The sequence below is a fragment of the Salipaludibacillus agaradhaerens genome (genome assembly GCF_002019735.1).
Lineage (GTDB): Bacteria > Bacillota > Bacilli > Bacillales > Salisediminibacteriaceae > Salipaludibacillus > Salipaludibacillus agaradhaerens.
Genome location: NZ_KV917378.1, coordinates 4,285,893 through 4,307,102, shown reverse-complemented (window position 1 = coordinate 4,307,102; position 21,210 = coordinate 4,285,893). Strand labels below are relative to the sequence as shown.

At 36.6% G+C, this 21,210-nt stretch carries 28 protein-coding genes; 12 read left to right on the top strand and 16 right to left on the bottom strand.

The genetic code is table 11. From position 1 onward, the window contains the following. Positions 1-205: 205 nt before the first annotated feature. The 4 genes from BK581_RS19780 (at position 206) to BK581_RS19765 (ending at position 2,803) form a co-directional block, all read left to right on the top strand. Entirely contained in the window at positions 206-886 is a 681-nt protein-coding gene (locus tag BK581_RS19780; RefSeq protein WP_078579799.1) for a BMQ_0737 family morphogenetic spore coat protein, read from the top strand. 246 nt (positions 887-1,132) lie between these two features. Continuing rightward, on the top strand, positions 1,133-1,663 hold the full coding sequence (locus BK581_RS19775) for a hypothetical protein (protein WP_078579798.1): 531 nt from the start codon (positions 1,133-1,135) through the stop codon (positions 1,661-1,663). A 16-nt stretch (positions 1,664-1,679) separates the two neighbouring features. Further along, entirely contained in the window at positions 1,680-1,985 is a 306-nt protein-coding gene (locus BK581_RS19770; RefSeq protein WP_078579797.1) for a hypothetical protein, read from the top strand. Between the two features lie 215 nt (positions 1,986-2,200). Next, the gene (locus tag BK581_RS19765) at positions 2,201-2,803 is read left to right on the top strand and encodes a coiled-coil domain-containing protein (RefSeq protein ID WP_078579796.1); all 603 of its coding nucleotides are present in this window, start codon (positions 2,201-2,203) and stop codon (positions 2,801-2,803) included. 218 nt (positions 2,804-3,021) lie between these two features. Here the strand turns inward: BK581_RS19765 and BK581_RS19760 are convergent, their stop codons facing one another. The 6 genes from BK581_RS19760 to fabI form a co-directional block, all read right to left on the bottom strand. Further along, positions 3,022-3,270 carry a hypothetical protein gene (locus BK581_RS19760; RefSeq protein WP_078579795.1) on the bottom strand — a complete coding sequence of 83 codons (249 nt, stop codon included), beginning with the start codon at positions 3,268-3,270 and terminating at the stop codon, positions 3,022-3,024. Positions 3,271-3,309: 39 nt separating this feature from the next. Beyond that, the gene (locus BK581_RS20215) at positions 3,310-3,471 is read right to left on the bottom strand and encodes a hypothetical protein (RefSeq protein ID WP_169837814.1); all 162 of its coding nucleotides are present in this window, start codon (positions 3,469-3,471) and stop codon (positions 3,310-3,312) included. Between the two features lie 45 nt (positions 3,472-3,516). Then, positions 3,517-4,059: a hypothetical protein gene (locus tag BK581_RS19755; protein WP_078579794.1), complete on the bottom strand. Its 543-nt coding sequence runs from the start codon at positions 4,057-4,059 to the stop codon at positions 3,517-3,519. Positions 4,060-4,219: 160 nt separating this feature from the next. Continuing rightward, positions 4,220-4,576 (bottom strand): DUF1360 domain-containing protein, encoded by a 357-nt coding sequence (locus tag BK581_RS19750; protein WP_169837812.1) that lies wholly within the window; start codon positions 4,574-4,576, stop codon positions 4,220-4,222. An 80-nt stretch (positions 4,577-4,656) separates the two neighbouring features. Continuing rightward, positions 4,657-4,740: a YjcZ family sporulation protein gene (locus BK581_RS19745; RefSeq protein ID WP_143709722.1), complete on the bottom strand. Its 84-nt coding sequence runs from the start codon at positions 4,738-4,740 to the stop codon at positions 4,657-4,659. A 135-nt stretch (positions 4,741-4,875) separates the two neighbouring features. Continuing rightward, on the bottom strand, positions 4,876-5,655 hold the full coding sequence (gene fabI, locus BK581_RS19740) for an enoyl-ACP reductase FabI (RefSeq protein WP_078579791.1): 780 nt from the start codon (positions 5,653-5,655) through the stop codon (positions 4,876-4,878). A gap of 156 nt (positions 5,656-5,811) precedes the next feature. Here fabI and prpE point away from each other — a divergent pair, with 156 nt between their 5' ends. After that, on the top strand, positions 5,812-6,549 hold the full coding sequence (gene prpE / locus BK581_RS19735) for a bis(5'-nucleosyl)-tetraphosphatase PrpE (RefSeq protein WP_078579790.1): 738 nt from the start codon (positions 5,812-5,814) through the stop codon (positions 6,547-6,549). 14 nt (positions 6,550-6,563) lie between these two features. Here prpE and BK581_RS19730 read toward each other — a convergent pair whose 3' ends face one another. The 4 genes from BK581_RS19730 to BK581_RS19715 are packed head-to-tail and all read right to left on the bottom strand — an operon-like array spanning position 6,564 to position 9,357. Next, entirely contained in the window at positions 6,564-7,466 is a 903-nt protein-coding gene (locus BK581_RS19730; RefSeq protein WP_078579789.1) for an RluA family pseudouridine synthase, read from the bottom strand. After that, positions 7,463-8,257, bottom strand: coding sequence for an NAD kinase (locus tag BK581_RS19725; protein ID WP_078579788.1), 795 nt, complete (start codon positions 8,255-8,257; stop codon positions 7,463-7,465). The genes BK581_RS19730 and BK581_RS19725 overlap by 4 nt, the downstream gene beginning before the upstream one ends. Before the next feature lie 19 nt (positions 8,258-8,276). Next, positions 8,277-8,909, bottom strand: a complete 633-nt coding sequence (locus BK581_RS19720) for a GTP pyrophosphokinase (RefSeq protein ID WP_078579787.1) — start codon at positions 8,907-8,909, stop codon at positions 8,277-8,279. Between the two features lie 58 nt (positions 8,910-8,967). Further along, positions 8,968-9,357, bottom strand: a complete 390-nt coding sequence (locus BK581_RS19715) for a UPF0738 family protein (protein WP_078579786.1) — start codon at positions 9,355-9,357, stop codon at positions 8,968-8,970. A 315-nt stretch (positions 9,358-9,672) separates the two neighbouring features. Between BK581_RS19715 and BK581_RS19710 the strand changes: the two genes are divergently transcribed. From BK581_RS19710 to BK581_RS20210, 5 genes are all read left to right on the top strand, one after another. Then, positions 9,673-10,251, top strand: a complete 579-nt coding sequence (locus BK581_RS19710; protein WP_169837810.1) for a CYTH domain-containing protein — start codon at positions 9,673-9,675, stop codon at positions 10,249-10,251. Positions 10,252-10,293: 42 nt separating this feature from the next. Beyond that, positions 10,294-10,956 (top strand): lytic transglycosylase domain-containing protein, encoded by a 663-nt coding sequence (locus tag BK581_RS20495; protein ID WP_276327429.1) that lies wholly within the window; start codon positions 10,294-10,296, stop codon positions 10,954-10,956. 404 nt (positions 10,957-11,360) lie between these two features. Beyond that, a complete protein-coding gene (locus BK581_RS19700) occupies positions 11,361-11,783 on the top strand; it encodes a globin domain-containing protein (RefSeq protein ID WP_078579784.1) in 423 nt (140 codons plus the stop codon). Next, on the top strand, positions 11,780-12,706 hold the full coding sequence (locus tag BK581_RS19695; RefSeq protein ID WP_078579783.1) for a ClpXP adapter SpxH family protein: 927 nt from the start codon (positions 11,780-11,782) through the stop codon (positions 12,704-12,706). The genes BK581_RS19700 and BK581_RS19695 overlap by 4 nt, the downstream gene beginning before the upstream one ends. Before the next feature lie 441 nt (positions 12,707-13,147). Continuing rightward, complete coding sequence (locus BK581_RS20210) at positions 13,148-13,315, top strand: hypothetical protein (protein ID WP_169837808.1); 168 nt, start codon at positions 13,148-13,150, stop codon at positions 13,313-13,315. Between the two features lie 124 nt (positions 13,316-13,439). Here BK581_RS20210 and pepF read toward each other — a convergent pair whose 3' ends face one another. Next, complete coding sequence (gene pepF, locus BK581_RS19690; RefSeq protein WP_078579782.1) at positions 13,440-15,248, bottom strand: oligoendopeptidase F; 1,809 nt, start codon at positions 15,246-15,248, stop codon at positions 13,440-13,442. A gap of 97 nt (positions 15,249-15,345) precedes the next feature. Next, a complete protein-coding gene (locus tag BK581_RS19685) occupies positions 15,346-16,578 on the bottom strand; it encodes a competence protein CoiA (protein WP_078579781.1) in 1,233 nt (410 codons plus the stop codon). Between the two features lie 286 nt (positions 16,579-16,864). Between BK581_RS19685 and BK581_RS19680 the strand changes: the two genes are divergently transcribed. Continuing rightward, positions 16,865-17,170 (top strand): hypothetical protein, encoded by a 306-nt coding sequence (locus BK581_RS19680; protein WP_078579780.1) that lies wholly within the window; start codon positions 16,865-16,867, stop codon positions 17,168-17,170. Positions 17,171-17,719: 549 nt separating this feature from the next. Here the strand turns inward: BK581_RS19680 and mecA are convergent. Next, entirely contained in the window at positions 17,720-18,373 is a 654-nt protein-coding gene (gene mecA / locus BK581_RS19675; protein ID WP_078579779.1) for an adaptor protein MecA, read from the bottom strand. Between the two features lie 294 nt (positions 18,374-18,667). Here mecA and BK581_RS19670 point away from each other — a divergent pair, with 294 nt between their 5' ends. Further along, a complete protein-coding gene (locus tag BK581_RS19670) occupies positions 18,668-19,354 on the top strand; it encodes a TerC family protein (protein ID WP_078579778.1) in 687 nt (228 codons plus the stop codon). A gap of 89 nt (positions 19,355-19,443) precedes the next feature. On the opposite strand, the gene spxA is transcribed toward BK581_RS19670, so the two are convergent. The 3 genes from spxA to BK581_RS19660 all read right to left on the bottom strand — a co-directional run bounded on the left by spxA (position 19,444) and on the right by BK581_RS19660 (position 21,073). Next, a complete protein-coding gene (gene spxA / locus BK581_RS19665; RefSeq protein WP_078579777.1) occupies positions 19,444-19,845 on the bottom strand; it encodes a transcriptional regulator SpxA in 402 nt (133 codons plus the stop codon). Positions 19,846-20,295: 450 nt separating this feature from the next. Next, complete coding sequence (locus BK581_RS20490; protein ID WP_257820520.1) at positions 20,296-20,424, bottom strand: hypothetical protein; 129 nt, start codon at positions 20,422-20,424, stop codon at positions 20,296-20,298. Between the two features lie 82 nt (positions 20,425-20,506). Next, positions 20,507-21,073, bottom strand: a complete 567-nt coding sequence (locus BK581_RS19660) for a GNAT family N-acetyltransferase (RefSeq protein ID WP_078579776.1) — start codon at positions 21,071-21,073, stop codon at positions 20,507-20,509. Positions 21,074-21,210 lie beyond the last annotated feature (137 nt).

Below are 21,210 nucleotides of genomic sequence, written 5' to 3'. Positions count from 1 at the left end.
ATCTTAGAAATTGCTTGATGCTAGCACCTTTTGGCAACCTGTGAATAGAGTAAATTAAATATAGAAGCCTACCCGTCCACACATTCAATAGTCAAAAGCCCGTTTTGGTGAGAATAATGGTCTTTCAGCATTGTTATAGTAACAAGTCAGTCATTTGCCACATATTGTGTAAATGAATCAAATTTATCGAAAAGGAGTAGATGAAATGAAGAAACCGACGCCAATTGAGGAGCTACAACCTGAACTCCTTTGTATAAACGCCGAAAAAGTATACGATTGGGTTATTTTACAGGCCACTGAAAATCAAACAATTCCAGCAACAGGTTTCGATCCTCTTCCAATTGACCCGTGTGCAGGTACAGTTACAAATTTAGTCACAACTTGCTTTCTAGTAGATCCCCTTACAGGTGATCCACTACCACCTAATGCAGAGATTGAGGTAGAGGAGCTTGGTCAACGAGAAGACCGGACATTTAATATTGACGGTGAGCCAATAACGCTACAACGGGTTTCATTCACTAAACCACTGAGTGTTGTCGTTCAATTTAGTGGTATTGATGGTACAACACCATTTGTCGTGCAAACGACCCCGATCGTGTTTGAAATTCCAGAATCCATTTTCCTTTGCGCTCCGGTAGGCACACGTCTTGTTGTCAGACTGACTGACGTTGAATGTAGCGCTAGTCCTAACTGTGTAGCTAACGTTTTACAAAGCATTGATATTAATTTGAGTATTTGTCAAAGTGTTCAATCAGTTGCTGATGTGACGCTCGAATTAACAGCTGATTTCTGTGAGCCTAGAGACATATTAGTTGAACAATGCCCTACTCCAAGTATTCCGCCACAGTGCCCTGTCTTGTTCCCAGGCAATCAAATTGACGACTAGTTTGTTTATGCGATGAATGCCCTTCATCTTTTCATTAAGCTTATGACGAAATTAGTGAGCCCCTTTATTGTGACGCTCTATCACAAAGGGGGCTTATCGTTGTTGATTTAAGTTATCGCCTAACAAGAATGAATTTTTTAGGGGGGGGGAATTTATGACGACTAACTGGGCATCTCCCAGCATAAGAATAGAAAAAGCATCTTATCATTATGAGATAAAAGCAAGGATAGGAGGTATTTCAACCACATGAATGACCACGTTAACCATTTATTAAAACAAAATCAATCCTATTTTAAGGAAATTAAAAAATTGATTGCTAAAAAAACATTTCATATAAATAGCCACGTACTCTGTTACTTTACATATTCCCTCAGCTTAAACCACTCCATCGATGGCGATAATTTACTGCTCGGTTCATTTACTATCTTAAATCTTGGTCAAAAGCCCCTTCAGCACCCTATCATTTGTATCACATTGTCAGATAGTTCCCTCTTTAAGTTTAGTGGGAAATTTACGCATAAGGCGTCTAGCAATAAGGTGACACCAAGTGTATGGGAGCGTATTAGCAAGACGTCCAACCAAGATGAGTATTGGCTCAAATATAAAGCTGCACCAAATATCGCAGCAAACGATAGCCTATCATTTTCTAATTTCCAAGTGGAGTGGACGCCACAAAAAAATTACAATGGTACAATCAAGGGCTTTATTTATAGTGAAGAAATACAGGAAGGCCAGGAAGCTGTGAATCAAATTAATATTAGCGGAATGACACCGTAAAAAGGGGGACGTCCACATGTCTAAGCATCATCACACAGATCAAACCCTTATAAGTAAACAAGTGATCTATCACCACCTTCGTGAGCATTTAGACATGCTAAAGACACACGCCAAAGATACACGATCAAGCCAGTTAACTCTCGACAGTTACACACTAAACTTATTAATGATCTGTCTCATTGATTATATTGACCATCAACGATCCGCCGTCAGTGAAACGAGTGATCCCCCTGTTACAGACGAGACGAGTGAACTAGAAAAAATTCTTAGACAAGAACAATCACACCTGGAAGAGATCATTCAATTGTTAAAAGAAAAATAAGTATCTCCGCTTCCCATTTGGTATGTAAAAAACTTAATTCATCACAGCTAAACATCCGTAACCCCCTCCACACACAAAACAGGGAAGATTTAGACGAGAGATAACGGACGCTCATGTCCTCTGCTGATTCACGCACGACCAATCAGTGAATGAAGAATAAATATCCACTGATTGAAGGTTATTTTTATAAAATTAAAGAAAAGGGGAGTTAGTTTATGTCACCTAAACCACCGAAAGATCCTGTTCTATTACAACAACAAGTTATTTATTTCAAATCAGAACTGGCTAAGTTTAAAAATAAAGTTAAGCATTATCAAAATGATTATCACTATTCACTCATAGAAGAATTAAAAGAAAAAAATAGTAAATTAATAGAAGAAACACGAATGAAAGAGAATCAAATTGATAGATTGAAAATAGAAGGAGAACAACTTGCCAATGAAAATAGCGAATTAAAGAAAGAGCTCACAGAGATGAATGAGCAGTTCCACTCATCTGATCTTCATCATGAGATCGATGAATTAAACAAAGAAAACGAGCACCTTAAACTTTTGAATGAACAATTAAAGAAAAAACTGACTATGTTGGAGCAGTTAAAAGACACAGACTCTAGTACTTCTCAGTCACCTCATTTACAACAAATCGAAAAACAAATGGATGATGTGTTAGAAAAATCATTTGCTTATGAAGAGCAGTTAGATTCAAAGATGATTTTAATTCAATTTCTTGAAGGAAAATTAGAAGAATTATCCGAAGAAATTAACCAATTGACTACCTCTGAAGATGAGGACATTTCACCTCCCAAGGAAAACTCATAAAACGAACCTTCAATTCAGAACATGAGTGTCCACTCTCCCTCGCCTCAATAGATTTATTCCTCCTCTCTATTTTCAGCCGGGAGTTTTCCGGACGGTTATCTGTGATATAAACTAAGTCAATTTTTTTAAAACTTCACTCTCTGTTTCGCTCACTAAATAAAAACCATTAAAAAACAGCCTATTTGGGCTGTTTTTTTAGTGACTTGCCACTTAATTTATTAAACGGTTTGGTCAAACATCGTCCCTTTTCCTGTAAAGCGCTGCTCTTCTTTGATAGCTTTTTGTTTTAACCGTTCTTCTTTCGTATAATTTAACATAAAATTCCTTTCTTCAGAGCGGCGGGCAAGAACATCGAAAAATTCAGTATTTTCTAATGGAGTAGGCCCTGTAATCATTGGCTTAGGTTCCGTATGTCTGCTAGCATAAACGATCATTTGTTCATCTTTTACAGGTGGAATGTATCCCATATGATCACCTCTCTCTATTAATAGATACCCTGTTATAGCTTATCTGAAACCTATTTTACTCCGATTATTATGGGTGTATTTTTTACTGCTACAATTACAGCCACTTTTATTAAATGATGCTTTCGTTACTCGGTTACCAAGAGACATGATGGGAGAAGGAACAGGTTTTACACGATTCACTTTTGTCGGGTACATCTGCATGTCACTTCCTCCTATATTTAAACTTCTGCTATGCAGAGTGCTTACTCACTTTTTGACTTCTGAATGGAGGGATTTAAAAATTTTCTGGTGAGCCTCTTTTTTACGAATATCATTTTCTGTTGCAAGATCATCACCGCTTTTGATTAGGTGGTTTGTGTCGTCTATTTTTCCCTTCTCTTTATGATTCGAAATTGATTCTCTGTTCAAGTCCGTTGCTAAGTTTGCCACGATCTCTTCACGATGATCATATATATATTTTTTACTATCTTCGTCAGCATCTTTAAGTTTTCCTGCTTCTAACTTCCACATTGTTTCTGTTAACTCCTGAATGCGACGCTTTTTAGATGAAAGTTCTTGCTTCAGGGTGTGTTTATCTTCTTTAAGCAAACGGCACATTTTTTCTAATTTTTTGTTTTGTTTTCTCAATAATTCTTTCTGTTCCATAAGTTCGTTAATTTTTTTCACATTATAAGTCGCTTCCATTTGTTCAAGTCGCTTTAAATGCTTTGAGGCCTCAGCTTTATAGTGAAGCAACTGTTGGTATAATTGAATATCCCCTCTATTGTTTGTCTCTTTCAATTGTTTCATCATCACACCTCCTCGTGAAAGCCATTCTCCCTTTATACATATGTGAATGACTCAAAAAATTGCCTAATTTGTTCCATGTTAGGCGGTACCATTTTTAAAAAAAATAGAAGTGCGTATAGGAAATATATGTTCGACATGTCAGAAAGAACATTGCCTCTCATTAGTTCGCAAAAAACGTCATGACTACTTCTTCTATAAGAGCTGCGATAGCTGCAAAAGCAAATACGTAACTGACAATCATAAAGATGCCTGGCATTAAAAAAAGACCTACTATTAATCCTGCAGCCACCCAAACAGAAAAGCACCAATGACAGCTTAATAGCATGCCAACAAATTTTTTTACCCCGGTTCCTTTACTAACATATGTCCAAACTGTTTGCCCGTTTTCGTCAGTTACGGCTTTCTCGGCTATAAATAACCGTCTAACCGGTTCCATAATCGTATCGTAGACAAATAAATGAGTCAGCCTAAAAACAGCTAAACCGATCACAATGAATTCCAGTATTGAAAAAGTCATCATCATCCTCCGCTCTTATGATCCATTTATATATGTATATGAAAAAAGAAGTAAAGGTTTCCCCCTACTTCTTAAACGGTTTAATAGACGTAAGCAGTGCCTACAAGCACAAGTAAAATAAACAGAACGACAATAAGGGCAAAGCTGCCGTAATAATAACTCACATGTGCCACCTCCTATCTATTTACTTATTCATATGCTTGACTAGCCATAATGTATAGGCTGGTGGCCGTAAAAAAAGAGTAAAAATCAGAAACACTGATTTTTACTCTTTCCTCTATCGCGTTATACACAAACATCTACATTAATCCTGTGACGTGGTAACCTCCGTCGACATGGAGGAGCTCCCCCGTAATTCCTTTTGATAAGTCACTCATGAGGAATAAAGCCGTATCACCGACTTCTTCTTGCGTAACAGTTCGTTTTAATGGCGCGTGATCTTCCATCTCTTTAAGAACATCGTTGAAGCCTCCAACCCCTTTAGCTGAAAGTGTTCTAATAGGACCAGCTGAAATAGCATTAACCCGAATTTGTTCCTTACCTAAATCGTTAGCTAAATATTTTACACTTGCATCAAGGCTTGCTTTAGCCACTCCCATTACATTGTAATTTTTCACTACTCGTTCACCACCGAGATAAGTGAGTGTGACAATACTGCCACCTTCAGTCATTAAAGGACGAGCTGCTTTAGTAACAGCCGTAAGGGAATAAGCACTAATATTTTGTGATAATAAGAAACCTTCACGCGTCGTATTTAAATATTCTCCTTCTAACTCTTCACGGTTTGCAAACGCAATACAGTGAGCTAAGCCATCTATTTTTCCTACTTCTTTTTTTATTTGCTCAAAAGTCGCAGCAATTTCCTCATCGTTTGTCACATCACAAGGTAATACTAAATGTTGGCCACCTTCCAATGAACCTGCAAGATCCTTCACATTCTTTTCAAGTCTTTCACCTGCATATGTAAAAATTAAATTTGCCCCTGCTTTCGCAAGCGATTGAGCAATTCCCCATGCAATACTTCGTTTATTAGCAACTCCCATAATAACGTAAGTTTTTTGGCTTAAATCAATTTTCATGTTGGTGCCTCCTTAAGATCTATACGTGATATTAATACTTGGTCACAATTTTACCCTACCAATCCAGTTGCGTCAATATTGCGCCAGATAAGATTATTTTAAAAAGTCTCTGTTATACTAAAAAAGATGTCTTTAATTAAATGATGGGAGGTAACGATGAACACATATGATATCATTGGTGACATACACGGTTGTGAAAAAGAAATGGATAGGCTATTAACAACTCTCGGCTATCGTCAGGAGCATCATGCATCACGCCTTGTTCATCCAGAACAACGCATGCCTGTTTTTCTTGGTGACCTTACCGACCGTGGGCCTTCTTCTGTTAATGTGTTGCGAAAAGTTATAAGTTGGGTGATGGTAGGTGATGCTCTTTATTGTCCAGGTAACCATTGTAACAAACTGTATCGGTATTTCCTTGGCAATAAGGTTCAAATTACGCACGGACTTGAAACAACAGTTGCCGAATTGAAAGAGCTCCCTTCAGAAAAATTTACTGAGTTACAACAAACATTTATCACGCTCTATGAACAAGCTCCTCTTTATCACGTATTGAACGATCATAAACTTGTGGTAGCACATGCTGGTATAAGAGAGGATATGATCGGTAAAAAGAGCAATAGCGTTAAGACCTTTGTCTTATACGGTGACATTACAGGACAAACGCATGCTGATGGACGCCCTGTCCGTCGAGACTGGGCTCAAAATTATAACGGGGAGGCCTTTGTTGTTTATGGCCATACACCCGTCAAAGAACCTAGACGACTGAAAAATACTCTTAATATTGATACAGGCTGTGTATTCGGTGGTAAATTAACAGCCTTACAATGGCCTGAGATGAACACACTGTCAGTGCCTTCAACACAGCCATATGTAGCTGAAAAATTCCACTGATTCACTCAACAGCTTTACTTTAAAAGCGTAGCATACGTCGGGGGTAATGGCGCAGAATAACAGTGATGTTCCCCTGTAAAAGGATGATAGAACACCGCTTTATAAGAATGAAGCAGTGTTCTTCGTTTCTCAGAAGATCGGCTACCATAAAGTGTATCACCTACTAATGGGTAGCCAAGCCATGCCATATGAACACGAATTTGATGTGTTCTGCCCGTTTCTAGCCTAAGCTTTACCATGGAATAATGGTGATGTAATGCTATCGTCTCAAAATGCGTTACGGCATGTTGCCCTTTTTCTGATACAACGCGTTCAATAATACTCGTAGGCTTTCGCGCGATGGGAGCATGAACGGAGCCGAACTGCCAAGGGATTATACCATGCACTACCGCTATGTATTCTCGCTCTAGTCTTCCTGTTCGCTGCTGCATAGCAAGCACCTCATGTGCGTAACGATGTTTTGCTATGATAACAATGCCTGTTGTATCCCTGTCAAGCCTGTTAACTGCATGGAAAGTTGCTCCCCATCCATTATTTTCATAATGCTGCAGGACAGCACCAGCAAGAGATGGCTCATTGACATCATGCGTTGGGATTGTCACCAGACCTGATGGCTTGTTTACCACTAATAGGTGATCATCTTCATAAATAACCTCCAACGGGAGATCCGTTTTCATTATTTTTTTACTAATAATTTCTGGCGGAAGCGTAACTTTTATATGATCATCTTCATAAATCGTTTCCTTTACCGTTACTTCCTTTCCATTAACAAAGAGACCTCCTCCTTGAAACTTGATCTCAGCCAATAATTTTCGTGATAGATATTTTTGTTCCCTTAAAAAGGACTTTAAAGTCACCCCATCACACTGTCTAGTCACATGCCATGAAAGCACTATAGGCGATTGCTCATTCATCATTCTGCTATAAACGACTCCTTTACTCTCTTCCAAAATGGAAATGGCCTAAAACGAGCAAAACGAATCTTCTCCTCAGCAACTCGGTATTGAATCGCTTTTACTTGCTTTTGGACTAAATGTAGATGGTCCACACTTACTTGAAAATCAGCGTCATACTTTGGCTTCATTATACATGTATGATGTTGAGGTAAAACCAATGGTGATCCCACTGTACGATAAACTCTATTATTAATAGAAGCCATTTCAGCAAGTTGGATAGAGGCTAAAGAAGGATGAAGAATAGCTCCTCCCAATGCTTTATTGTAAGCTGTACTTCCTGAAGGAGTCGAGATGCAAAGACCGTCCCCTCGAAATGTTTCAAAGAGATCTCCTTTAATCTCGATATCCATGACTAAAGATCCTTCCGTACTTTTTACCGTTGATTCGTTAAGAGCGAGAAATCGCTTGGATTTCGTTTCACCTTGGTATCTAATAATAACTTCAAGTAAAGGATATTCCACTATTTTAAAAGGTGTTTTCGCTATATGTATCACTAATTTTTCCACTTCATCTGGTTGCCAATCCGCATAAAAACCGAGATGCCCCGTATGTACACCTACAAAGGATGTTTCTTCAAGTCTGTGAGTATATTGATGAAAAGCTTCTAAAAGGGTCCCGTCGCCACCGACAGAAATGACAATGTCAGGTTTATCTTCGTGATAGTCAAGTTTAAATTCTTGCAAGTAATTTTTGATCTTTTGAGTAAGAATATTTGAAGCTTGGTCACCGCGTGTTCTGACATTAAATTTCATCGGCCCCCCTCCTCTCTTTTCAATTTTTTCGCATAGACTCTCGCTGTTTCGATATAATTTGTTGTGCTTCCTGAACTTCACCACGTATTTTTGACATTTCTTCGTCCAGCTTAAAAGCTGCTTCAGCCGCTTTCTGTAATCTCTCTTCAATTTCTTCGGGTATTTGCCCAGCGTACTTGTATTGGAGTGAATGCTCAATTGTCGCCCAAAAATTCATCGCCAGCGTTCTAATCTGTAATTCAACCAAAATAGGCTTTTCACCTTCAATAGTTTGAACAGGGTAACGGAGGATCATATGATAAGACCTGTAACCACTACGTTTTTTATGCTTTATATAATCACGTTCTTCCACAATATCAAAATCAGTTCGTGCATGAATTAACTCAGCCACAGCATCAATATCCCCTACAAACTGACACATAATCCTTACACCTGCAAGATCTTGCATCTGCTCTTCTAATTCATTTAACGGGATGTTTTTTCTCTTTGCTTTCTCTAAAATACTAGAAACAGGCTTTACTCTTCCTGTAACAAATTCAATCGGCGTATGTTTGGACGTTAATTGATATTGGTCTCGTATTCCCTTAAGTTTAATTTTAAGTTCATCTACTGCTTGTTTATAAGGTGTCAGCATAACATCCCAGTCCATCATTTACATCACCACCAGTACCCATCTAAATTTATATTAACCAAGAATAGCCACTTAAATCTTATGTATCATTAAAAATCTCCTCAACCCTCTCAACAAACACTTTCCCATAATTATGATTACCTTGAATATTTTCAAGCAAAAGACTTAACTCTTCCCAAAAATATGTTAATTCAATCTTACGTTGCTCTTTATCTTCTAACTGCAGTTCAACAGGAGCTTCCAGTTTTAGATGTTGTTTCAATGCAGCCCAATAGTCTTCCTTAATTCTTACGTGATGGTAATTGTCGACTGTTTCCATTAAGTAAACGAACGCCAGATTATCTGAATCCACGAGCATTCTTTCTCCTGCTTCAAAAGAGCCCCATTCCTCTTCTGAAACATCTCCTCGCACCGTTAACACCACTTTATGCGATACTGCATGTATGCTTATTACATTAAGAATTATCATATGCCATCCTCCCTATCTAACCAATCAGTACCATTTTATCATAAGCTATTCGTCTCACACAGGAAAAAGCTGGTTCAATAAACTTCATAATCCCATTGTAAATGATGTATGCCTATGAAATAATGAAGAGGATACACATATTTCGCATGTAAAAAGTGCTAAAAACTCTTAAACATAAGATGTGCCCAGTAAAATATAAGGAATTTTGACAATAAATTTTATACAAAGCATGTCGGTGACAAAATTATTATTTAAACTAATCATAACGTTAGTTGGCAAGTAAATTTTCACCTGATAAACATGGAGTGGATAGACATGACACAAGAAATAGAAATTGAATTTAAACAATTAATTGACAAAAACACGTACGAAGAATTGCTCACTTATTTTCAAAATAGACGTCACCCTATTATCACCCAAACCAATCATTATTTTGAGACAAAAAATTTCTTATTAAAAGATAAAAAATCTGCCTTGAGAGTCCGATATAAAGAAGGAGACTATATTCTAACATTAAAGCAGCCACATAACAGCAGTTTATTGGAAACCCACCAACATTTAGACGAGAAAAACTTTAAAGACTTTAAAAACAGTGGTTGTTTACCAGAAGGTGCCGTCAAAAAACAATTAAGTACTTTACTTAATTTACAAACCGTTCACTTCACTTATTTAGGTTACCTAACAACAGAGCGTTCTGAAGTGCCTATCAAAGAAGGACTTCTAGTATTAGATAAAAGTTCTTATTTCAATACAACGGATTACGAATTGGAATTTGAGTGTGAGGACTACGATTCAGGTAAACTTTTTTTTCTCAACTTCTTAGAAAAGTGGCAAATGTCATGGAATAAGCCTAAGAATAAGATTGAGCGATTTTATGAAGCATCACCATTATAAGACTCTTGATGAGTCAAAACATTTAGCGGGGGCGACAAGAGCATGAAAATGAATATGATGACTGATTATTATCAATGGCAAATCCTAAGGTCTTGGGGAAATCAACAATCACATCTTATAGGTGATTCATCATCTTCCGCATCCGTTGATAAAACATTTAATCAATTACTTCAATCTCAATTAGAAGCGTCTATAAGACAAGCACCTCAGTTAGCTGACAAACAGTCAGCTAATATGACTGCCTCAAGTCAAATAACATCACAACTATCGGCGTCTAACACTAGCAAGCTGAAAAGCCAGTCTGGGAATGATAAAGCCTATTTATCACTCATAAAGCAAGCAGCAGAAAAATATGGTGTGGATGCGAATTTAATTTATGCCATTATTAAGCATGAATCCGGCTTTCGTAGTGATGCAAAAAGTCATGCTGGTGCTCAAGGATTAATGCAATTAATGCCTCAAACAGCAAGAGGTTTAGGGGTAAATAACAGTTTTGACCCAGCTCAAAATATAGACGGAGGAACGCGCTACATTAAAGCCATGCTTGATAAATACAATGGTAATACAGAACTTGCTCTAGCAGCATACAATGCAGGACCTGGAAATGTAGATAAACATGGTGGTATTCCTCCTTTTAGAGAAACGCGCGCTTATGTACCAAAAGTACTTGGTACGTTCCGTCAATTAACTAGTCAAACAGTTTAGACAACTACTCATTTAAACGTAAAGATGAAATAGCCTGACTTAAAAACTTGTTCCTAAAAGGAGCAAGTTTTTTTATACATCAATAAATCCTCTCTATGTGAAAATAATAAGGCTATAAAACGAACCATCAATCAATAGGAGTTTTCGTCTTTTCCCACTGATTGCTATTGGTAGTTGAGTCACACAGGATATGAGCGTCCGCTAGTTCCCACTAATATAGATTTATCTTTGCTCTATTTTGAGGCTGGAGCTTTACGGACGCTTAGCTGTGATAAATCACATTTGTTGCTACATCTTGCTGCCCTTGCTACAATAAGTTACAAAGACTTGGAAAAATGGGCTATAAATCATAACCAAGTTACTATCATAATACAGATTTTATTTGATTGACGAAGGAGATCGACATGAAATCAGAGAATCAGGAGACAGTTTACAGTATAGTCGGAGAGAAGACGTTACATGAACTCGTCGACCGCTTTTATCAACTCGTCTCAGAGCACCCGGCATTATCACCTATTTTTCCTGACGATTTGACAGAAACAGCACGTAAACAAAAACAATTTCTAACGCAATTTTTAGGAGGTCCATCATTGTATACAGAAGAACATGGCCATCCTATGTTACGTGCTCGCCATATGCCATTTACCATTACACCGGCCCGCGCCGATGCTTGGCTTTCCTGTATGGATCAAGCATTAAAAGAGACGTCAATAGATGAACCGTTAAGAGCAGCCGTATTCGAGCGGTTATCCTATACAGCAAGACATATGATAAATAGTGAGGATAAACCTTCCTCTTATGAAGCTCGAAAGGGGTATGACAGATGACATCAAAAGAAGGGTCTTTTATTTGCTATGATGATTTGGGAATTTGCTGTCCTACCGATCCATCTTCTTTTTATGTAATGGGACGTGACAAAAAACCCGTCGAAATTTACGTTTTTATTGATCCACTTTGTCCTGAGTGTTGGGCACTAGAACCGATCATCAAGAAACTGCAAATGGAATATTCTAATTACTTTACTATTACAACTTTTCTTAGAAATGAAATAAGATCTCTTAATACACATTGTGGAGAAAAGTATGAAGCAGTGGTTAAAGAAATGGCTCAATCTTTTAATGAAACTTCTTGTCGGACTGGGATGCCCTGTGATGGCGATGTATGGTATGAAAATACCCTTACAACACCGTATGTGGCGATTCTCGCTATCAAAGCGGCAGAATTACAAGGAAAAGCAATCGGTATAAAATATCTGCGGCGCGTTCGAGAGAGTTTATTCCTTTATAAACAAAATATTGCAGAAGAAAACGTACTTATCGAATGTGCTTCAAATGTTAAAGGAATGGATGTAGAGGAATTCATAAAAGATTTACATTCTGATGTTGCAAAAAACGCACTTCAATCTGATATGAAAGCCGCCCAAGAAATGGATGTGGAAGCTTTACCAACGATGATTTTCTTTGGTGATGATGTTGATGAACCTGGTTTAAAAGTCCAAGGCCTCCACTCATATGATATATATGTGGAGATCATTTCTGAAATTCTTGGTAAAAAACCTAAAAAATGCCCTCCTGTTTCTTTAGAACAATTTGTAGCTTTTTACTCCCTTGTTACTGACTTAGAAATTTCAGTCGTTTTTGATATGACGAAGGAGCAAATAAATAAGGAAATGAAAAAGTTACAGATAAAGCAAGTGGTTGAAGAAATTCGCACAAAACGTGGATCGCTGTGGCGCTATAAAGGAAAATAATTTAAAGAGCCGGGATAGAAGACTATCCCGGCTCTTTCCCCGTTCATTACAAGGAGCGATTAGCTAAGAAAAATCTAACTTAAAGTTGTAAGCAGTTTTTTAAGAATATAAGCAAGTTTTCGCTTAGCAGGACATACCTTAAAGTGAGGGATATTCAAACAACACGCGATCGTCATTTTAAATTTATAAAACTTGCTCCCACTCTTCTTTTTAAAGAACGAAAAAAATCAGGTGGGGTAACCTGATTTTTTTCGTTCGGAACATTGTCAATTTTTTGAAAGGCCTTTTACGTCAAGGGGTTTGTGACGTTCACATAAGCTAAGGGGGAGTTATGTGATTCCTTTCACATTTATACTATATCAAACGTTGTTATACCATACAATACAATCGTGATTCTTTTCACAAATTAGCCATAGTTTACCGTTTAAAAAGGAGTGTCCTATGACGTTATTTTGGATCGGATGTATTCTCATTGTTGTTAGTTATTCAATGTCTGTTTTAAGCTTAATGAATTTATTTCCTCTCTGGATTGCATGGCCACTATTCTTTTTCTCAATACTATTGACCGTGCATGCTTTTTCGAATCGCCATCGTTTTAAAGGGTTCTAAATTATCATTTACCACCCAAAACATTCAACATTGATAAAACGAACCTGCAATCAGCGAGCGCTTTACGGACGGTTATCTGAGATAAAAACTGCCTCAATGATGAGGCAGTTTCTTTAGTAGCATTTTAATCAAAAAGCAACGTTTCCATTTCATCTAATGTTTTTTCAAATACAACAAAAGCTTGTTTAATTGGCTCAGCTGATGTCATATCGACACCTGCTTTTTTTAATACTTCAATTGGATAATCAGAACTCCCTGCTTTTAAAAACGTAATAAATCTATCTATAGCTGGCTTTCCTTCTTCTAAGATTTGCTTAGCTAAGGCAGTAGCAGCACTGAAGCCTGTTGCATACTGATAGACGTAGAAATTCATATAAAAATGAGGGATTCGCGCCCATTCTAGAGCGATATCATCATCTACGGCAACATTTTCTCCAAAATATTTTTTATTCAGTCTATAGTAAGTATCATTTAAAAGATCAGGCGTTAACGGTTCTTCTGCCTCTGCTTTCTTATGAATAAGCTGCTCAAATTCTGCAAACATTGTCTGTCTGAAAACCGTTCCGCGGAATCCTTCCAAATATTGATTTAATAAGTAAAGCCTACGCTTCTTATCTGCTTCATTTTTAAGCATATAATCGTTGAGTAACGCCTCATTTGTCGTAGAAGCAACTTCAGCCACAAAGATTGAATAGTTCGCATATGGATATGGTTGATGCTTTCTCGTATAATAACTATGAACAGAATGTCCAAATTCGTGTGCTAGAGTAAATAAGTTGTTCACATCATTCTGCCAGTTCATTAAAATATACGGCTTTGTTCCATAAGTCCCCGAAGAATATGCGCCACTACGCTTTCCGACATTTTCCTCAATGTCTACCCACCGACTGTTTAAGCCCTCATTCACAATTGAAACGTACTCCTCTCCTAACGGAGAAAGAGCTTCTAGTAATAAGTCGTTAGCTTTTTCATACGACATATCCATCTTTACATTTTTGACAATAGGCGTATAGAGATCATACATATGAAGCTTCTCAACATTAAGAGCTTTCTTTCTTATATCAGCATATCGATGCAACAGATGAAGATGATCATTAACCGTTGAAACAAGCTGATCATAAACGACCTCAGGGATATGGTTTTTGCTAAGTGACGCTTGACGTGGCGATTCATAATGACGAACCTTGGCGTTAAAAATGTTTTTCTTTACGTTTCCACTTAACGTACTGGCAAATGTGTTTTTATATTTTTTATACGTATCATATACAGCATGAAAGGTCTCTTTTCTAACATCGCGATTATCACTCTGTAAAAAGCTGACGATACGTCCATGTGTGAGCTCCACTTCCTCTCCATTTTCATCCTTTATCATGGGAAATTTTAAATCTGCATTGTTTAGTTTCCCATATGTCGATGATGGTGAGGCAGTAATTTCCCCAGCTTGTGCCAACAGTGATTCTTCTTTTTCACTTAAGATATGGTTTCTTTTTTTGTTCAGTTTTTCTAGAATATGCGCATAAAGGGTTAACTCTGGTGTGTCTTTAATGAATTGTTCAATCGTTTCTTCTGGGATAGCAAGTACCTCTGGCGTGACAAAGGAAGCTGCTTGACTAAACTGAGTGACCAACTGTCCTGCCCTGTCATTCAAACCTTGGTAAAATGAGTTTGTTGTATCTTGATCATAACGCATATGGGCATATGTATAAATTTTCCCAAGAGTAACAGCAAGACTATCCTCATATTTAAATGCTTTATACAGCTGCTCTCCTGACTGACCCAATGTCCCTTGAAACGCTTTAATCCCAGAGAGGTTTTTTTTGACGTCTTGAAAAGCCTGTTCCCAATCATCATCTGTAGCAAAAATATCTTCTAAATCCCACGTTTTATCTTTCGGTATATTTTCTCTTTTAGGTAATGTTACCTGTGTTGCCATAAGCGGCACCTCCATTTGTCGTTTTTACACTTATTATCAATAAAAGTGTCATTTATAATCCATTCTAGGAAATAATACGAAAATCCTGTCTAATCCTTTAAATATTATTTTTGAAATAACTAAGCAATTGGTTAGTGATATACGTATCATCGTCTAATAATGTATGAAAAGATTTCCTAATCGTAATGGAATGAATAAGTTTATAGTTTCCAGGGGCTGTTTTTTCTAAAACGTTAAAGTGACATAATACATCGAGATAATCATTTAAAAGCTGACGAATATGTTGCTTTAAATGGACGACTGACAGTCGAAACGAAAAACCCATTTGCTGGTGATGGTTTATAAACCATTCTGTTAACCAGGATAAACTAAAGGTTTCCCCTAAGGGTTTGGTATTAATATACCCAATCACAACCCACGTTTGCCATAAATAAGGGGCACTATCGCATATATATTGTGATAATAATGGGATATTACAAATTGCCGGAAAATAATTTAAGGTCATGTTATGACGCTGCAACAGGTGTAAGATGTTTCTTTCTGCCTTTGTAAGAGAAGGATGTACCGCTGCTCTCACCTTAATTGTTTGACGCTTCCAAACAGACATACACTCTTCTAGTCTATTGTTCTTTTCTTTTTTAGATTCTGTTAAAAATACGTCAAGATTAAAAAATAGACAATGGGGGGGCATAGTAGGAGGAATAGTGGTTACTCTAACAAACGTTTTACGTGGCGTTATATAAAAAAAATCGGAAAAAACCATCCATCTGTGGGCGACAAGAGAGTAATATATAGCATGTGGGAAAGGAGAAGGTCTTATTAGTAGAGAATCAACATGAGATAAGGGGTAATAGTATATTGCTCTTTGAATAGGCTTACTTAATATACCAATCCAAATAGTTTCATAATCATGATCTTTATAAGAGAAATATCGTTTTAGGAAATGCCCTCTGTTAAGATAAGAGCGCTGTAATTCCAAAGCCACCTTTCGATCATTGATTTTCACATATACATCTGGTCGCTGCCTTACATCCTCCAAATAGTGTTCTATTTTAGGCTTAAGTTTATAAGACTCAAGCCAACGATATACCTCTAATTTAGCCGCTTTATGATCCGCAGATTCATTGCAGTGATGTCGATTACTACATAATGAGTTTTGCCGATGTGAAAAATGCCATGCTTGTCTATCTCCTAATTTAAGAACCACCTCTTCAGCACATGTTAGACAATAAAAAGTGTAAGAATTCCTCATTTTAGTCAATAATGCCTTTGACCAATACATATCTTTCAAAAAAACATTTTGTCCATTTGAACATATAGCCCGAAACATATCTCACCTCTTTTCCATATTGAGTTAATTTTACCTAAAAATGAATAATTGTTCAAGTGCTGTGTCACCAGTAAGTTAAATAAGCGACTTGTCCCTATTTTCTTTTTCTCAGTAAAAGCTAAATTAGTATTGTATAATGAAATAACTGATAACTATATAACACTTTCATTGGATAAAACAGGGCGTATAAAGATGTTTCTTTAGCTAAACTTTTGGTAGACGAAGCTTCTTTCAAACTTGTACTAAGGCAGCGAGCGATACATTATTAAATAGGGGGAATAAAGGCTTGAAGATAACCTTGATCATCTTTGTTACATCTGTCCATCATGAACCCACGGAAGAAAACACAAAATCTTTAATGAAATCATTTGAATCTAATATTAGACCAGCAATCGGAGATAATATTGAAGACCCTGGATTTGATTCAAGGTTTCATAACAGTTATGAGGTAGCTAAAGTAACCATTAATTACAGTTTAAATGAGTGCCTTGTTTCACTTGCACCGTTGATCATTGAGATAGAAGATATGAGTGCTGAAGATTACATTAAAAAACTTAAAAGCAATGGGTGGAAGGATTATAAAGTCGATTAGTTTACCACAGATAGCCGTCCGTAAAGCTCTCTGCTCAAAATAAAAAGGAGATATAGGGTGGAGCTAACGGTCGGTAATGTTCTAATTAAACTCAACTACCAATCAACGGGAAAAGAACCAAAACTCCCACTGATTGAAGGTTCGATTTATTGGAAGAGGGCATTTTGATCTCCACAGAGTAGATTCTGTTTTCTAGTGATGAAGATGTCCCCCCAAGAAGCCAGAATTAAATTCGTTTCTTTTCCCGCCCTTTTAAGCTTCTTTTGTATCACTGTTTGATTATTTTTTAAGTGGCCAAAAAAAGGGGGAATACACCTCGCTTTCACAGCGAACGTTTAAAAGACCATGATCTCAACAATGAGACTATGGTAATTATATTTAGATTAAGATTAACCCCTTGTCAGTTCAGCGCAGTCTGAAAAGCGATTCAGTCAAATCTTTGTTGAGGCAAGAATGGTTGAAGAAGTCTCAAGGAAAATGCCTGCCAGTCATCTACTCAGCAAATCTTTATTTTCTTACCTTAAAAAAACCGGTCTTAGACCGGTTTTTTTAACTAAATTGCTCGCTTATCACTTTTAGAGCATCGTCTTTTATAATCGTTTTCCCATACTCTTCAATACGATAAACCGTTAAATCAGATTCATAGCCAAATTCAAGCATTCTGCTTAACAAATTATCTTGTTCTTCGTCAGTGAATGATTCATCTAACGTCACAAAAATATAATATCTGCCTTCAAAATGATATAAACTCGTAGTGACATCTTCAGTGAATGAATGGCTTAATGATACTAAATCTTCAAAATCAGCAAAACCAATCAAAACACTTAGTGAATGGTCTTTGACAAAATCATGGTCTTTATTATTGACAAACTGCTGATCAAGCATATCCACTATATTGTTATCCACTTGGCTGTCCTCTTTATCATCCCCTACAGGAATTTCAAGTTTAACGTTACCGTCATTCATTTGCCCGCGTGTAATGATAACTTCTAGACCTTTTTCAAGTGCATGTACTTGCACCCACAAAGGGCCATTCATCTCAAAAGAATCGTCATCATTGACTTCATTCATCATTTCAAAAAACAGTTCTTCACCACGTTCGCGATTATACCAAATTTCCTCTTTATCAAAGCCACGACGCTCAATATCATGGTACGTAATATAAAATTTAATTGTCGTCTCGTTAATTCTTTCGATTTCCATGTGCTCTCACCCTTTCGAGAGATAAACTCTTCATAGCTGAATATTAAACCTGTGTTAGATTATATTTCCGCTATGAATTAACCTAGATCACATTCACATTTAACTTACCCTTTATTCTAAGGTATACGAAGTTGAAATGAAATATATTTGCTTAATTTTTTAAAAAAACTTTTCCTCTTTTCTTAATAGCTTGTTCTTATTTTAACGAACATTGTATATATTGTAAAAGACTATTTGTCCAAAAGCCAGTAAAATGCTGTTCCCAGTTTTCACCGCATACAGGAGGAGTATACCTTGACTACAGAAACGATTTGGGCCCTACTAACAATTATCGGTATAGACATTGTACTTGGTGGTGACAATGCCATCGTGGTAGCCATGGCATGCCGCCGGTTACCCGAGAATTTAAGAAATAAAGCAATTGTATTAGGAATCTTGCTTGCTGTTTTAGCCCGCGGACTTTTAACAATTCTTGCCGTTCACTTATTAACCATCCCCTATTTAATGGGAATAGGTGGGGTGTTTCTCGTTTGGATTGCTTTTAGACTTATAAATTCAGATGATAGTCATTCATCAATCCATAGTTCTTATACGATCAGTGATGCAATCAAAACGATTGTCATAGCCGATGTCGTCATGGGCTTTGATAATGTTTTAGCTGTTGCAGGTGCTTCACAAGGTAATTCACTGCTCGTACTCACTGGCCTTGTTATTTCTGTCCCTATCATCATATGGGGAAGTAAAATTATTCTTTACTTAATGACTCGGTTTCCCCTTATTATATATATCGGCGCCGCTGTGTTACTTTTCACAGCAGGAAAAATGATTTTACATGAACATCTCGTTCAAACCTTTTTACAAAGCACCTTTCTCTCTCCAAATGTTTTTCTATTTAGTCTCGTAACAGGAGGATTACTGATCGCCTGGCTTACTCATCATATTAACGGCTTACAAATTTTAATTCTTAAACAAAAACGTTAACATGTTAGTTTCCACCGTTGCAAGTAGCTATTTGTCTACGTAAATAATAAACCTTCCGTCTTAAATACTAAGTACGGAAGGTTGTTAAATTATTCATTAACGAGTCGTTTAGTAGCTTCCTGAAGTTGGAACGTACGTACTTTTCTAGGTAGAAAGCGACGAATTTCCGCTTCATTATAACCTACTTGAATTCGTTTTTCATCGAGAATAATTGGTCGTCTCAGTAATCCCGGATGATCACTAATTAATTGGAACAGCTGTTGTAATGGCATAGAATCAAGGTCAACGTCTAACTCTTGGAATACTTTTGAACGAGTAGAAATTATTTCATCTGTTCCGTCCTCTGTCATTCGTATAACTTGCTTCACTTCCTCGACTGATAATGGTTCTGAAAAGAGATTTCTTTCAACAAATTCAATATCATGTTCCTCCAGCCATCCTTTTGCTTTACGACATGAAGTACAGCTTGGAGACGTAAACAACGTGACCATTTAAATACTCTCCCTTCAAGATTTCCCTATATTTTATATCGTTGGATTATCACATACGTAATTACAATTATTATTATACAATATTAAGTTTAATTTGACTAGGTAGTAATCTTGTAAAATTGTGCAAAGATCTCAGCAATAAGGGTTTATTTTTGTCGTAATATACTTATTCCCGTACTTTAAATATTCTAAACCGCTAAAACTAAAAATATTGTTAGGTTATGTAACAATTCACTAGTTGAGAATATGTGAGGTTTTTTCTCATTTATATTCTTTTAACATGACCCTCACTTAAAGAAATCCTCTTCAGTACGCTTAATTTATAACATTAATCAATTTATAAGTTTACCATATCACATTTTCAATTAAAAATAAATATTATCAATTAGACATTTCTATGTAAAAATAAGTAACCAGCTCTTTTAATGTAAAGAGCTGGTTGTGTTCCAGTCATGCAGGCCACTTGCATTGCGAGACAGGTTGTTTCTTTGGAATTTTATTGACTTCATCCCATTTTCGCTTCAATAGATCTTTCCAAAGAATTTTTTTCTTTTGCTTTCTTCTTTCTCTGTTTCCCACACAAAACACTCTCCCTTCTTCGTGCTTTGACAGACAACAGACTATTTTAAAGTCCAGTGACTCACTAGACTGGAACACGATTTTACGTTGTAGGTTCTTTGTTCATTACGTCATCAAAACTTAATACTTCATCTACAGGTTCATATGATTCTCCATATATTTCTTCATCTTTATACGTATGAATAGTCTCATACGTATGACACATTTTTTGAAAAATACTTTCCTCTGATTCGTCAGTTGGCGACCAATACAGAATCTCCAATTCATTTACTTTCCCGGTATTTAAAGACCGCCGTCGATAACCAATAGATTTAGCATGTTTAAAGCCTTCTCGTTTATAAAAATGTTGTCTCTTCTCAGTGTCCGAATCTTCATAATCAATGGGCTCAACTTCAAGAATGATCGGTTTGTTTTCCGCTTTTAATTTTGAAATTAACTTTTTACCAATTCCTTGTCCCCGCGCTTCTTTGGAAACAAATAAATAATCAATAAAAATGAAATCCTCCATTGCCACATACATTAAAACATGCATGGGACTATCGTCTTTTTTATAAATCTGATTTTTTTCTTTTAAAAGAAGTTCCATATGCTTTTTAGATTTCATTTCTTCAATCGGAAAATACTGATTTAACTTTTCATACCAATTCATTTAAGACCTCCACTATTATTATAGCGCATCCTATCTTACTTTCCGGTTCATTTCAAATAGCTGTATAAAACTTAACTTAGTATTTATTATAAACGTTTTTAAAAAAATCATAAACCGGCTTTAAAGCTCTTGAAGGA

Excerpts from the sequence above, each read along its gene's own strand:
- BK581_RS19755 (WP_078579794.1), bottom strand. The coding sequence starts at position 4,059 with ATGAAACAATTGAAAGAGACAAACAATAGAGGGGATATTCAATTATAC.
- BK581_RS19685 (WP_078579781.1), bottom strand. The coding sequence starts at position 16,578 with ATGTTTCGGGCTATATGTTCAAATGGACAAAATGTTTTTTTGAAAGAT.
- pepF (WP_078579782.1), bottom strand. The coding sequence starts at position 15,248 with ATGGCAACACAGGTAACATTACCTAAAAGAGAAAATATACCGAAAGAT.
- mecA (WP_078579779.1), bottom strand. The coding sequence starts at position 18,373 with ATGGAAATCGAAAGAATTAACGAGACGACAATTAAATTTTATATTACG.
- prpE (WP_078579790.1), top strand. The coding sequence starts at position 5,812 with ATGAACACATATGATATCATTGGTGACATACACGGTTGTGAAAAAGAA.
- BK581_RS19730 (WP_078579789.1), bottom strand. The coding sequence starts at position 7,466 with ATGATGAATGAGCAATCGCCTATAGTGCTTTCATGGCATGTGACTAGA.
- BK581_RS19725 (WP_078579788.1), bottom strand. The coding sequence starts at position 8,257 with ATGAAATTTAATGTCAGAACACGCGGTGACCAAGCTTCAAATATTCTT.
- BK581_RS19750 (WP_169837812.1), bottom strand. The coding sequence starts at position 4,576 with ATGACTTTTTCAATACTGGAATTCATTGTGATCGGTTTAGCTGTTTTT.
- BK581_RS19770 (WP_078579797.1), top strand. The coding sequence starts at position 1,680 with ATGTCTAAGCATCATCACACAGATCAAACCCTTATAAGTAAACAAGTG.
- BK581_RS19720 (WP_078579787.1), bottom strand. The coding sequence starts at position 8,909 with ATGATGGACTGGGATGTTATGCTGACACCTTATAAACAAGCAGTAGAT.
- fabI (WP_078579791.1), bottom strand. The coding sequence starts at position 5,655 with ATGAAAATTGATTTAAGCCAAAAAACTTACGTTATTATGGGAGTTGCT.
- spxA (WP_078579777.1), bottom strand. The coding sequence starts at position 19,845 with ATGGTCACGTTGTTTACGTCTCCAAGCTGTACTTCATGTCGTAAAGCA.
- BK581_RS19660 (WP_078579776.1), bottom strand. The coding sequence starts at position 21,073 with ATGAATTGGTATGAAAAGTTAAATCAGTATTTTCCGATTGAAGAAATG.
- BK581_RS19710 (WP_169837810.1), top strand. The coding sequence starts at position 9,673 with ATGACACAAGAAATAGAAATTGAATTTAAACAATTAATTGACAAAAAC.
- BK581_RS20215 (WP_169837814.1), bottom strand. The coding sequence starts at position 3,471 with ATGCAGATGTACCCGACAAAAGTGAATCGTGTAAAACCTGTTCCTTCT.
- BK581_RS19700 (WP_078579784.1), top strand. The coding sequence starts at position 11,361 with ATGAAATCAGAGAATCAGGAGACAGTTTACAGTATAGTCGGAGAGAAG.
- BK581_RS20210 (WP_169837808.1), top strand. The coding sequence starts at position 13,148 with ATGACGTTATTTTGGATCGGATGTATTCTCATTGTTGTTAGTTATTCA.
- BK581_RS19775 (WP_078579798.1), top strand. The coding sequence starts at position 1,133 with ATGAATGACCACGTTAACCATTTATTAAAACAAAATCAATCCTATTTT.
- BK581_RS19695 (WP_078579783.1), top strand. The coding sequence starts at position 11,780 with ATGACATCAAAAGAAGGGTCTTTTATTTGCTATGATGATTTGGGAATT.
- BK581_RS19780 (WP_078579799.1), top strand. The coding sequence starts at position 206 with ATGAAGAAACCGACGCCAATTGAGGAGCTACAACCTGAACTCCTTTGT.
- BK581_RS19760 (WP_078579795.1), bottom strand. The coding sequence starts at position 3,270 with ATGGGATACATTCCACCTGTAAAAGATGAACAAATGATCGTTTATGCT.
- BK581_RS19715 (WP_078579786.1), bottom strand. The coding sequence starts at position 9,357 with ATGATAATTCTTAATGTAATAAGCATACATGCAGTATCGCATAAAGTG.
- BK581_RS19765 (WP_078579796.1), top strand. The coding sequence starts at position 2,201 with ATGTCACCTAAACCACCGAAAGATCCTGTTCTATTACAACAACAAGTT.
- BK581_RS20495 (WP_276327429.1), top strand. The coding sequence starts at position 10,294 with ATGAAAATGAATATGATGACTGATTATTATCAATGGCAAATCCTAAGG.